Origin of the sequence: Flavobacterium sp. LPB0248 (genome assembly GCF_013388355.1) — a bacterium.
Classification (GTDB): Bacteria; Bacteroidota; Bacteroidia; order Flavobacteriales; family Flavobacteriaceae; genus Flavobacterium.
The window spans coordinates 1,655,357-1,668,713 of sequence record NZ_CP058246.1; the positions used below are offsets into that span (position 1 = coordinate 1,655,357).

The 13,357-nt window shown below is 33.2% G+C and carries 11 protein-coding genes; 1 reads left to right on the forward strand and 10 read right to left on the reverse strand.

Annotated features, from left to right (window positions below):
• Nucleotide 1 precedes the first annotated feature (1 nt).
• Both LPB248_RS06825 and LPB248_RS06830 read right to left on the reverse strand, forming a co-directional pair.
• The gene (locus tag LPB248_RS06825; RefSeq protein WP_177210772.1) at nucleotides 2-667 is read right to left on the reverse strand and encodes an HAD family hydrolase; all 666 of its coding nucleotides are present in this window, start codon (nucleotides 665-667) and stop codon (nucleotides 2-4) included.
• A gap of 9 nt (nucleotides 668-676) precedes the next feature.
• Nucleotides 677-1,252, reverse strand: a complete 576-nt coding sequence (locus LPB248_RS06830; RefSeq protein ID WP_177210773.1) for a TerD family protein — start codon at nucleotides 1,250-1,252, stop codon at nucleotides 677-679.
• Between the two features lie 337 nt (nucleotides 1,253-1,589).
• On the opposite strand from LPB248_RS06830, the gene LPB248_RS06835 reads away from it, so the two are divergent.
• Complete coding sequence (locus LPB248_RS06835; RefSeq protein WP_177210774.1) at nucleotides 1,590-1,973, forward strand: DUF983 domain-containing protein; 384 nt, start codon at nucleotides 1,590-1,592, stop codon at nucleotides 1,971-1,973.
• Here the strand turns inward: LPB248_RS06835 and LPB248_RS06840 are convergent.
• The 8 genes from LPB248_RS06840 to topA form a co-directional block, all read right to left on the reverse strand.
• Nucleotides 1,954-3,027, reverse strand: coding sequence for an NAD(P)/FAD-dependent oxidoreductase (locus tag LPB248_RS06840; protein WP_177210775.1), 1,074 nt, complete (start codon nucleotides 3,025-3,027; stop codon nucleotides 1,954-1,956). The genes LPB248_RS06835 and LPB248_RS06840 overlap by 20 nt on opposite strands.
• A 78-nt stretch (nucleotides 3,028-3,105) precedes the next feature.
• Entirely contained in the window at nucleotides 3,106-4,095 is a 990-nt protein-coding gene (gldN, locus tag LPB248_RS06845) for a gliding motility protein GldN (protein ID WP_177212522.1), read from the reverse strand.
• A gap of 178 nt (nucleotides 4,096-4,273) precedes the next feature.
• Entirely contained in the window at nucleotides 4,274-5,263 is a 990-nt protein-coding gene (gldN, locus tag LPB248_RS06850; RefSeq protein WP_177210776.1) for a gliding motility protein GldN, read from the reverse strand.
• 44 nt (nucleotides 5,264-5,307) lie between these two features.
• Nucleotides 5,308-6,849, reverse strand: a complete 1,542-nt coding sequence (gene gldM / locus LPB248_RS06855; RefSeq protein ID WP_177210777.1) for a gliding motility protein GldM — start codon at nucleotides 6,847-6,849, stop codon at nucleotides 5,308-5,310.
• Nucleotides 6,850-6,900: 51 nt separating this feature from the next.
• Nucleotides 6,901-7,548 (reverse strand): gliding motility protein GldL, encoded by a 648-nt coding sequence (gene gldL, locus LPB248_RS06860; protein WP_008467092.1) that lies wholly within the window; start codon nucleotides 7,546-7,548, stop codon nucleotides 6,901-6,903.
• Nucleotides 7,549-7,604: 56 nt separating this feature from the next.
• On the reverse strand, nucleotides 7,605-8,999 hold the full coding sequence (gene gldK, locus LPB248_RS06865; RefSeq protein ID WP_095928630.1) for a gliding motility lipoprotein GldK: 1,395 nt from the start codon (nucleotides 8,997-8,999) through the stop codon (nucleotides 7,605-7,607).
• Between the two features lie 262 nt (nucleotides 9,000-9,261).
• Nucleotides 9,262-10,413, reverse strand: coding sequence for a formimidoylglutamase (locus LPB248_RS06870; protein ID WP_177210778.1), 1,152 nt, complete (start codon nucleotides 10,411-10,413; stop codon nucleotides 9,262-9,264).
• Nucleotides 10,414-10,419: 6 nt separating this feature from the next.
• Entirely contained in the window at nucleotides 10,420-12,948 is a 2,529-nt protein-coding gene (gene topA, locus LPB248_RS06875) for a type I DNA topoisomerase (protein ID WP_177210779.1), read from the reverse strand.
• Nucleotides 12,949-13,357 lie beyond the last annotated feature (409 nt).

Here is a 13,357-nt window from a genome sequence, read left to right on the forward strand (position 1 = left end):
TTTATATTTTTAATAGATGTGCATCAAAACCAAATTTTAATGCTCCATTGTAATCAGCAATACTATTATCGCCAATATGTAAAACATCCTTTTTTTCTATTTTTTTATATTTATTAACTTCATCAAATACCAATTTAAAAATTTCAGTATTTGGTTTTGAAAATCCAACTTCATCAGAATATATCTGAAATTTTAAATATTCAGCCAGATCATAATGTTCTAATATTTTTCTTAAAACCTTTCCTTTAATAAATGCTGTATTACTCAAAATATTTATCGATTTACCTTGATTGGTCACTTCTTTAAACATCTTTTCAATATCAGAATAAATTAAAACCGGCTTATATTTTAAAAATAGTTCTTCTGTATGGTTGTAAAACTCATTTAAACGATCTGTACCATTTTTATCAAAATCAACATTTAAAGCGCCTAAAATTAAGTAATAAATTTCGTACGTATCGATATTTAATCCAGTTTTTTCATTAATATTATTACACAAAACATCGTAATACCTTACAACTTCATTTATCCTTTCAATCCCATGCTCTATTTCAAAAAAATCCTTAAATAATAGATTTCTTTTTTGTTTAAATTCTGGGTTTGATTTTATTAATGTCAGCCACAAATCAAAAGAAAGATGGCTGTAATTTTCATGATTTATTTTCAAGAATCCTCTTTATTTAATTATTTCTCCCAAATAATATTTCTCTAAAAAGAAACCCAAATCAGCTCTATAGCCAATTCCTGAAGCCTCAAATCTCCAGTTACCGCTTCTCTTGTATAATCTTCCGAATTCGACACCAGTTTCAATAGAAAAATCTTCTCCTAATTCATATTTGGCAATCTCCTGACCATTTAAATCGTCTACAATTCTAATATAAGAATTTCGAACCTGCCCAAAGTTTTGTTTTCTGCGCTCAAAATCTTCAATTGTAACTACAAAAAGAATTTCTTCTACTGCATCGTCAATTTTAGCTAAATCAACCTTTATTGCTTCGTCATCATCTCCATCACTATTTCCTCCAGTTGGATCGTCACCTGTATGCAATAAAGCTCCATCTGGAGATGATAAATTATTATAAAAAACAAAATAGCTTTCACCTAAAAGTTTTCTATCAGCATTAATCATAATAGCTGAAGCATCTAAATCAAAATCATGGCCAGTTCCTTCATTTGGATCCCACCCTAAACCGACAGTAATATTAGACAGTCCGATATCAATTTTTTGTCCTTTTTGTAAATTTATTGCCATTATACTATTTTATATTAAAAAATTAACCTGCACAATAATACGAAAAAGAAGACCATTAATAATGAGGAAAACCGTAAAAGCAAAAAAATTATCAACAAATTAAAGCACAATTCTATTAAAATTGTCTTCATTAAATTTTTACATAAAAATTATTTACCAACAAAAAATTACGACAAAGATTTATCGAAAATTAATGAGAATACAAGACCTAGCTAAAGACAAACATTATTGCTATATTTACATTTTATTCTAAAAACTCAAAATTGAAAATGCAAGTGCATTAATTAAAGATCAATTCTAGTTTACAATATTTCTAAAATTATATCAGCGCATTAAAATGTTTAAAAGAGGTTCCAAACTAAATAGCATAATAACAGGAAGTTGTCCAAAATGCCAAAAAGAAAGTATGTATGAAGACAAAAATGCGCTTCATTTAAGCAAAGTTCTCAAAATGAATGAACATTGCAGCCACTGTGGATTCAAATACCAAATTGAACCTTCATTTTTTTATGGCGCAATGTATGTAAGCTACGGATTAAATGTTGCAGTAGGAATTGCTGCTTTTATTGTCTCTTTTGTTTTTTTTGGAGCCACAATTGAGCAATCTTTTATTACAATCATATTAACATTAGTTGTATTATTTCCTTTTGTACTGCGTCTTTCAAGAAACCTATATATAAATATGTTTGTATCGTACGATCCTAAGGCCGGTCAGGAGTAAGAGATTTTAAGTATCTTTTATGGAAGCGTTTTATATCAGCTTCACGATCTATTGGAGTTCCATTTTCGATATTATCATACAACATTTTGGCTAAAGCTGGTCCGAGCATTACTCCACGTGTTCCTAATCCATTAAGCAGATGAATGGATTGATATGCTTCATGAGTGCCCACCAAAGGTCTTCTATCAGCAACCGTCGGTCTAACTCCTGCAAAATGCTTTACAATTTCAAAATCACAGGTAATAATTTCTCTAATACGATCTAAAAGCTCTTGTTTTCCTTCTTCGGTAGGAAGATCTGTTTTATCATGCCAATTGTAAGTAGCGCCAACTTTAAATAAATCACCTCCTACTGGTAGAATAAAAACGCTGGTGTTAACAATTAAATCCAATTTCAAATCTGGCGCTTTTATTAAAAACAGTTCACCTTTTGTTCCATCCAAAGGCAGATAATTAAAATAAGGGTTTTTATGCAGACCAAAACCTTCTGCAAATATGATATTGCGAGCTTTAATATTTTTATATTGAATTCCCGAATCAAGAATCTCTAAGAAAGAACTATGGAAAGATTCTTCAAGAAGCAAATTATTTTCCTTTAAGTAGGCTTTATAACTTTCCAATAGCTGTCCAGTCTTAACATAACCCGTATGTAAAACTTCTCCGTAATCGTAAGGAGAATCAATTCCTTGATATTTCTTGGTAATTAATTTCGTTGATAAAAAAGGGGCTAAGTTTATTTTATCAGAAGCCGCAAACCAATTATTCTGTTCTTCTATCGAAAAAAACTTTCGAAGAATGGGCATTTTAAAATTGAATTTCTCTTGTAGCTTGTCTTCAACCTGTTCGTAAAATTCATTCATTAAAACCAAATGTTCTTTGGCATTCCATACTTCACTGAAACGTTTCAAAATAACTGGATTGTACAAGCCGCCAGCAATTCTCGAAGAATTCTGAGATTTGTCATCAACAACTAAAATAGATTTATTGTTTTTTAAGGCAATTTCAGCAAAAGAAATTCCAGCCAATCCAGATCCGACGATTAAATAATCAAGCATTGTGAAGTATATAAATAAAATAAAAAAACTCTTACTACAAAGGTAGCAAGAGTTTTTCTTATAATTTAGTTTACGAACTTAGTAATTCCACATATCTTCTTCAAAATTACGAATCTTCTCTTTTACTCTTTCAGATTCTAACAATTGGCTCTGTGCATTATCTTTGATATAATCCTTAATCTCACGATCTCCATAAACATTTTCTTCTTTGTATATAACAGCATTAAAACGTCTTGAGTTTAGGATTTGATCAAAGGAAATCGGAAGTGCCGAATTTTGGTCATTAAAAGCTTTTCCTTCATGCAATACTTCTCGTGCATTGGGAAAGAAAACCCAGAATAGTTCAATGTAATCTTTCTCATCACTATTCATGGTATAAACATCAGGCGTTACTGGGCAAATTCCAAGTAGACGATATTTCAGATCACTCTGTCGTTTATCAAAATACCAGAAACCTTTAATCTTATACTGACTTACATCGGCAGCAGTAAGATCTTGTTTCAAAATATATTCGGCAGGAACTGTTCTAGTTGGACCTACTGTTTGATCAACATAATTGACTTTCTTATTTTTTCCTGTACCTGTTACTACTTTTTTCTTAATAACACGCGTTCTATAATCGTCAGGATACTGATTAATTAGTTCTCGGCCAGCATCTGTTGTGTCAACTCGAGATAGAGCCCCTTGAATATCTTTTAAAGACTTTTTTGTATTGAAATAACTATCTGCATAAACTTCTGTTATTTTACCATTTCTGATTGCTTTGGTCAAAATATCATAAAGCGAACGTCTATCTCGCCCAATATTAGCCGTATCAACAGGGAAATACAATGGAAAATTGATTTTTTCGTTCAAATCAATAATCTCCCAAACCATTTTACCCATCAAAATATCTCGATCATCAACATAGCCATACGCTAAAGGCTTATCATTATCAGATATCATTTGAGCGGGCGTCTTATACCCAATCTGATCTGCAGTTTTGGCATTAAGTAAATTAGACTGAGCATTAGAAGATAGGCTTCCTAGAACAGTAACAATAGCAATTAATAAATTTCTTACTTTCATCATGATAAATTTTACAGAACATTAAACGAAATTTTATTATAAATATTGTTATTTTTCTTACATAATTAAAAAGAAATCAAATATTAATCTATATCAGATTGTTTTGAAACTTTTTGACATAAAAAAAACTCTTACTACAAATGTAGTAAGAGTTTTCAAATATTTGATTATGTGCAACTTAGTAATTCCACATATCTTGTTCGAAATTGCGAATTTTCTCTTTCACTCTTTCAGATTCCAACAACTGATTTTGAGCGTTATCTTTCATATAATCGCTAATTGCTCTGTCTCCATAAAGGTTTTCTTCTTTGTAAACAACAGCGTTAAAGCGTCTTGAATTTAAAATCTGATCAAATGAGATTGGAAGAGCTGAGTTGTTGTCATTGAAAGCTTTTGCTTCATGCAGTGCTTCTCTGGCATTTGGGAAAAATACCCAAAACAATTCAATATAATCCTTTTCATCACTATTCATTGTATATACATCAGGAGTTACAGGACAAATTCCTAGTAAACGATATTTTAATTCACTTTGACGTTTATCAAAATACCAGTATCCTTTAATTTTATACTGAGTAACATCAGCAGCAGTAAGATCTTGTTTCAAGATATATTCAGCAGGAACCGTTCTTGTCGGTCCAACTGTCTCTTCTACATAAGAAACTGATTTGTTTTTACCTTTACCAGAAACTACTTTTTTCTTCACAACACGTGATTTGTAGTCATCAGGATATTGGTTAATTAATTCTCTACCTGCATCTGTTGTATCAATACGAGATAATGATCCTTCGATGTCTTTCATAGATTTTTTAGTGTTGAAATAACTATCAGTATAAACTTCAGTAATTTTTCCACCTTTAATAGCTTTAGTTAAAACGTCATAAAGAGAACGTCTGTTAGGACCAATATTAGCTGTATCTACCGGAAAATACATTGGAAAGTTGATTTTTTCATTTAAATCAATGATTTCCCATGTTGTTTTTCCCATCAGGATATCTCTATCATCTACATAACCATAAGCCAAAGGCTTATCATTATCAGAGATTAATTGAGCAGGAGTTTTAAGTCCAATCTGAGCAGGAGTTTTAGCATTAAGCAAGTTAGATTGCGCATGAGAAGCAAAACCTCCAGCGATAGAAACAATAGCTATTAAAAAATTTCTTACTTTCATCGTGGTATCGTTATAAGATATTGAATGTAGTCTGCACTACTTTATTATTGTATTTCGTAAATTACTGGAGCAGTTCTTGGCAATAAATAACTACCAGCTCCAACAAGTTTAGTTTTAATTTCAGAAATAGTAACTTGGTCTCCTTTACCTGCTCTTGAAAGTACTTGTTTACATTGTGCATTCATTTTGTTTCCTGTAACAACAACTGTAGGCTGTCCAGCAATCTTCATATTGAATCCAACAACATCTAAACCAACTTCAAAATCAAAATCAAGAAGTTTAGCTCCAATAGTAGCAATCTCTAAGTTAGATTTAGGACCTTTAACAACTCCCATCTCACCTCTAATTGTTCCTGTTGGACCAGGAATACCTTTAATTCTGAATGTTTTCTTATCAGTTACTTTGTCACCGTTTGGTAAAGTACCAGTAACAGAAATTGTAGTTTCAGTACCTTGACCTGGGCTCATATTATATTTTCCTGGTTTTCCAGCTGAAACTAATCCTGGAGCACTAGCAACAATTTTGTTAGCATCAACACCAGCGAAAGATACAGAGATTGGGTTAACAACTCCTCTATACACTACGTTCATTTTGTCTGCAGAAATTGTAGCAGCGTTAGGTCTTGGAACTACAACATATTTACCTGAGAATTTTAATGGAATATTTTTTCCATCCTCTAAGAAAGTAAATTGTCCGTTGATATCTTGTTCTCCAACTCCACCAGCAGTTAAAGAGATAACAGCTTGTCCGTTTACAATTTGTCCAGGACCTTGGAAAGAAGTCGGTGTAGTGTTCTCGTCATAACGACCTAAAACAACTTTACCAGTAACTTTTTCACCTTGGAAATAAGCATTTTTATCTAAAACAACAATTGCTTGATAGTTGCTGTAAGAAGCAGCAGCAACCGCAGCTTTACCTAAAGCACTGTTGTAAACGTCAGTTTCAACTTTTTTAACATCATTTTGCCAAGCTGAAAGTTTAGCAGCAGATGCGATAGCAGGGAATCCTTTAAAGTGGTACGCTAAGTATTTTTCTTTAATTCCCTCTTTGTTTTTAACATCAGAAACATCAAATTTCTTTTCAACTTCCGCAATAATTGCAGCGTATTTTTTGTCTGTTCCTAAAGCAGCTTTAATATCAGCTTTATATTTTTCGATTTTAGAAATAATTTCGTTACCTTTTTTAGTGTAACCGTCTCCTGTAAACCAGTCATCGATATTATCTCCTCTATCCATAGATTCGTAAGGCATTTTTCCAGTTGCTTTATCAACTTCAAAACCTTTAACAGCCTGAGCTTTAAGAGTACCTATATAATCATAAAATTCTTTTGTAATTGTTTCAACTTTGTGAGCTGTTACTGCAGCAATAGCGAATTCTCCTTTTGCTTCAGCAGCTTTTTGATCTAAAGATGTTAATAAACCTGCATTTGTTTCTGTTGAAGTAGTGTTTGCACCTTCAAACTTCTCATTCATCAAACCAAAAGCAGAAATAACTTCTTTTGATACGTTCATTGCTAACATCGCGATGAAAACCAGATACATCAGGTTAATCATCTTCTGTCTAGGGGTTAATTTTCCTCCTGCCATTTTTTTCTAATTAGTTCTTTATTAATAAATTTAATATTAGTTAAAAACTAATTATCCTTTGTTACTCATTGCAGAAAGCATACCACCGTAAACACTGTTTAAAGATGCAATGTTTGCAGTCATAGATGCCATTTGTTCTTTTAATTTAGAAGCATTTTCAGCGATTTCTTTGTTAGCCTCAGCATTTCTAGAAGCGCTTTCTAATTGAACTTTATATAAGCTGTTTAATGACTCCATTTGAGCAGCAGCAACAGATAATTCTTCAGAATATTTCTTTTGACCAGCGATTGAATCTACAGTTGGAGCAATTCCTTTAGCAGCAGATTCGAAGTTTTTGATGCTGTTTCCTAAACTTGACATTAATTCACCGTCAATTTTAGCTTCTTTTAATAATGTGTCTAATTTTTGAGATAATAATCCTTGAGCGTCAGTTGGAGTTTCAGCTTTAGCTTTTTTCTCTCTAGCTTGTCCGTTAGCTAATTCTGGGTAAACTAGAGTCCAATCTAGTTCTTCTTCAACTGGTTCGAAAGCAGAAAGCGCGAAAATTAAAGCCTCAGTAACTAATCCTACTGAAAGCATAACTGTACCTGTTAAAGGTCCAATCTCAAAGTGAGTAATTTTGAATAACGCTCCAACGATTACCACTGCCGCTCCCATACCATAAGCGAAATTCATTGCTTTTTTACTTAATAATGCCATAATACTTTTTTTTTAGGTTTAAAATAGATTTGTTGGATATTGATAAAATTATAAAATTACTTTTTTCTGTTTCCTGTAACTTGAGTACCCATGTAATCTTGTACAGTTCTGAATCCGATATAACTTCTTGCAGAATCAGCATATTCGTGGTCACGAGTACTTACCTGTAGGAAATAAGCAACGTCTTTCCAAGAACCACCGCGAACTACTTTTCTTTGGTTTTTTCCGTCAATTACGTTTGGATTCATTGTTGATACATACTCGTATGCGTTTGGATTATAAGCTGAATCTGTCCACTCAGACACGTTTCCTGCCATATTGTATAATCCGTAACCATTTACATCGTATGATTTAGCTTCAACTGTATAAAGCGCTTCGTCAGCAGCATAATCTCCTCTACTTGGTTTGAAGTTTGCTAAGAAACAACCTCTATCACTCTTAGTATAAGGACCTCCCCATGGGTAAGTAGCAGACTCTAGACCTCCTCTAGCAGCATACTCCCATTCTGCCTCAGTTGGTAATCTGAAAGAGTTTACTAAGTCACGTCCTTTTTTCTTAGATTTAATGTAGCTGTTTTTGTTTAAAGTTCTCCAAGCGCAGAATGCTTTAGCTTGTTTCCAAGTCACACCCACTACTGGATAATCTCCATAAGCTTTGTGCCAGAAATAATCGTTATGCATTGGCTCATTGTACGAGTAAGCGAAATCTTTAATCCAAACTGCAGTATCAGGATAAACATTTACCTGTTCAGTTTTTACGAAGTCACTTCTTTTTCCAACTTTAGCTTTTGCAGCAGCTTGAATATCCATCCAAGAATAACGGAATTTCAATTTATTTACGTCAATTGTTCTTAAACCATTATATGATTCTTCAATTGGTAAATACATAGAATCCATTACTTCAGCATAATACTCGTCTGGATAAGCTTTTGTATCTTTAATTAATTTTACTTTTCTGTTTAATTTTCTTCCAGCATATGGATCATCTTTTGTACCAACACTATAGTAGTTGTCATACATATATTTATCATAAGCTGTCATTTTTTCTGGATCAGAGTCGTTAAAAGCATAATCAGCAATACTTCCGCCTTTTTTACCTTTTCCATCAGTAGCTTTCTGTCCAGTTTCGTCTGCTAAGATCGCTAAACGAACTCTCATTGTAGAGTCTTTTACCCACTCCACAAATTGACGATACTCACTATTTGTAATCTCAGTTTCATCCATATAGAATGAACGAACAGTTACAGTTTTAGTTGGAGCATCTTCCACGTTAGCTAAATCAGCATCTGATTTACCCATAATAAAAGATCCACCCGGAACTAATGTCATTCCATAAGGCTTCTCGGGATGCCATTTCCCTCCTGTAACACCGACTAATTCACCTTTGTCACCAGACTTACCACAGCCGATTACTAGTGTTAACATTGCTGCAAATGCAATAAACTTCTTCATATAAATTTGGGATTATCTATTCATTATTAAAAGTCCGTAAACGTATTTATTATTTATCTAAAAAACAATACTACTTGCGAATTTATTTTATCGTTCAAAAATAATGTTAAATAAAATAAAAAAAAAATATTTTATCGATAAACTGTTCCAAAAAATCGATGTAAAACGTTAATTTTTATATATTAGACAAATTTTCCTACTAATTAAATTTAACCTTTTTTAAGAGGTTTTAAAATTTTAAGATTTCACTTAATTTTTTGATCTATAAAGCATTTTTTCGTTGCGCTTTCCACCATCTTTCTGGCAATTCTTGATTGCAAGCCGACAAATATTCTTCATAAGAACAAGGTAATAACGTATTTCTTTTCAATTTATTGCTGCCATTTGATTCATATGGAATTTCGATCCACCAACGGTCTGTTTTATCACTTTTATAGAATATCAGCTCTTCATCTTCTAGCGGAACTATATACTTTAAATAATTAGCCCTACTTCCAAATGGATATTCTTTTGAGCGATAGTGATATCCCTCAATAAAATACCATACAATCTGAGCAATAATAGCCGATTCGGCCAATGTACTGTTATGATTGAATACTCCAAAAGAAGAAACTTTATCACTGATACCAGCATATCTAGCCAAAGCACAAATCTCTTTTCCATTAAATCCGTTTGGCTCAAAAGTAACCATATTGGCTGAAGCAGAAGATTTTACAGAATTTAAATCTATACTAACCAAGTCTGCATCTCTAAAAACTGGCTCTGCTAAAGTTATTTTATTAGAAATTTCACCCAATCTATAAGCATCAAAAAACAGCTTTTCGATCAAGTCAATTTCTTCTTGTGAATTATAATAAGTTTGATATCCTATATTACAGTAATTAAAAAGATTATTAGGCTCATCAATAATGATTTTTGTCAAGTAAGAGTTAGCAGAAACCGACTCATTTTCTTTACCAAAATCAAATTTATTATCAACCGCAACCAAATTTACCATCTGCTCTAAATCATCGTAAGCACGATACAAAGCATAGGTCAAATCCTGAGAACCTCCTAGGACTATAGGTATGACTTTATTCTTGATTAATGCAGCTGTAACCTTCTTTAATGCAAAATAAGTATCCTCTACAGAATCGCCTGCAAGTATATCCCCAAGGTCTGCTATTGAAGCATCCCAGTTACCCGGAAACATACTATAAAGCTTTTTGCGTACAGCAGAAAGATTAACTTCGTTAATCATATTGATATTTGTGCGGTCTTCTAAGACACCAATAATAGCAATATTTATTTGCGCAATATCAGGAAACTGATCTTGGGTATGAAAAACAACTTTACTCCCAAGCTCTTGTGAAGACAGTCCTCCGACGAATCTTACAATTGCATCATTAACTGGTTCTAGAAAATCAAATTCCATCTATATTTATTTCTTTTTAGCAGTTGTTTTTTTAGCTGGAGCCTTTTTAGCTGTTGTTGTTTTAGCTGCAGTTTTCTTTGCAGGTGCTTTTTTTGCAGGTGCTTTAGCAGCAATCATTTCTTGAACTTGAGCCAGAGTTAATTTTGTTGCATCAACATCTTTGCTTAATTCAATTTTGACTTTACCTTTCAGAATCACAGAACGTCCCCAACGGGCTTTTTCTACTACAATTCCTTCTTCTTCCCAGTTATGGATAACCTTATCGATGTTTTTCTGAAGTTTATCCTCAATCAATTCTTCAACATCAGCTTGAGAAAGATTATCAAAATTGTACTTTTTACTCACATTTACAAAAAGTCCGTTCCATTTAATGAATGGTCCAAAACGCCCCACTCCTTTTTGAACAGCTTCACCTTTATAAACTGCAATTGGCGCATCAGCAAGTGCTTTTTCGTCAATTAATTCCTGAGCTCTTTCTTTAGAAACATTAAGCGGATCTTCTCCTCTTGGCAATGATATAAAAACACTTCCGTGACGAACATAAGGTCCATAACGGCCATTGTTTACTTCAACTTCTTCACCCTTATATTCTCCTAAACTTTTTGGAAGCAAGAACAAATTCAGAGCTTCTTCAAGTGTAATGTTTCCAATATTCTGGTCTGCCATCAAGCTTGCAAACTTCTTATCTTCATCGTCTGCTTCTCCAATTTGAGCCATTGGACCAAATTTTCCTAGACGAACAGAAACCTGTCTTCCATCTGCATCTTTCCCTAAAATTCTTTCTCCACTTTCACGTTCAGCATTTGCTTCAACTTCTTTTACATTTGGGTGAAATTTATTGTAGAAATCCTGCATCATTTTTGCCCAGTCAATATTTCCTTCGGCAATTTCGTCAAAGTCTTGCTCAACTTTAGCAGTAAAATTATAATCTAAAATGTTTCCAAAATTCTTTACCAAGAAATCAGTAACAATCGTTCCGATATCTGTAGGAACCAATTTCCCTTTATCTGAACCTGTATTTTCTTTTAGAACTTTTTCTCCTACTTTACTATTTTGCAAAGTAAGCTGTGTATAATTACGCTCTACGCCTTCAAGCGTTCCTTTTTCAACATAATTTCTATTGATAATTGTAGAAATTGTTGGTGCATAAGTTGACGGACGTCCGATTCCAAGTTCCTCTAATTTTTTAACCAGAGATGCCTCAGTGTAACGTGCAGGCGGTCTTGAATATCGTTCTGTAGCTGTAATATAGTTATTTGCTAGTTTCTCGTTTACTTTTAAAGCTGGAAGCATTCCTTCTTGCTCTTCCTCATCATCATCATGACCTTCCAAGTAAACTTTTAAGAAACCTTCAAAAAGCAATACTTCTCCAGAAGCTGTAAAAATCTCACTATGATTGTCTGCTTCAATTTTTACGTTTGTTCTTTCAAGCTGTGCATCGCTCATTTGCGAAGCCAAAGTTCTTTTCCAGATCAAATCGTATAAACGAGCTTGGTCACGGTCGATATTTACGGTGTGACGAGACATATCTGTCGGACGAATTGCTTCGTGCGCTTCTTGAGCTCCCTTACTTTTATTTGCAAAAATTCTCGGTTTAGAAAATTCTTTCCCGTACGATTTTATGATTTCTGCTTGCGCAGCATCCATTGCTTCTTTAGAAAGGTTTACCGAGTCGGTTCTCATATAAGTAATAAGTCCGGCTTCATATAAACGCTGCGCTAATTGCATGGTAATTCCAACTGGCAAGTATAATTTTCTTGCTGCTTCCTGCTGTAACGTAGAAGTTGTAAAAGGTGCAGTTGGAGATTTTTTGGTAGGCTTAGTTTCTAAATCTGCTACCTTATATTTAGAACCGATGTTTTGATTTAAGAAATCTTCGGCTTCTTTTTTAGTATTGAAGTTTTTTGGAAGTTTTGCTTTAAAAGCTTTTCCTGCTTCGTTTACAAATTCTGCAACAATAGAATACGTTGCAACTGCATTAAAACTTTGTATTTCGCGTTCTCTTTCAACAATCAAACGTACAGAAACAGATTGTACACGACCCGCTGAAAGTCCGCCTTTAATTTTTCTCCATAAAACCGGAGATAATTCGTAACCCACTAAACGATCCAGAACACGACGTGCTTGTTGTGCGTTTACTAAATTATAGTCAATTTCTCTTGGATTATCGATTGCTTTGAGAATCGCAGATTTTGTAATCTCATGAAAAACAATACGTTTAGTTTTTTTAGTATCCAGTTTTAATTCTTCCGCCAAGTGCCATGAAATAGCCTCTCCCTCGCGGTCCTCATCGGATGCTAACCAAACCGTTTCGGCATTTTTAGAAAGTGACTTCAGCTTCGTTACCAAGGCTTTTTTATCCGGAGAAACTTCATATTTAGGTTTAAAACCATTTTCTACATCTACTCCTATTTCCTTTGATGGTAAGTCTGCTATGTGTCCATAACTAGACTCCACCTGAAAATCACTCCCAAGAAATTTCTCGATCGTTTTCGCCTTTGCAGGTGACTCCACTATTACTAAATTCTTTGCCATTGCTCTATTTTTCTGCAACAAAAGTATTTATTTTTTTTAAATATTAACCTTACGAATGCATTTTTGAGGTATTTTGATATTATGAAACTTAAAATTGCAGATTTATCTGTAATAATCTCGATAATATATATAGGTATAACTTTTAGTGATTTTTAACCAAGAAATCCCTTTTAATTTTAGATTTCAGAGCTAAAATTTTAAATTGTAAAAAACATTTCTTAAAATCTCTGATTCAATTTACAACTTACTTTAGTAAAGTTTTCTTTTGAAATCGAATTTCCTAGCCCAGATTATAGCGGAAAGCCCGGAATAAAAAAAGCAAAAGTTTCTTGTTTTAAAAAAGCGACCAACGGAAGCTCTTTTTATAACATTAGAAACTTTGCTTTTTTTATGAGGACTTGGAGTGGAA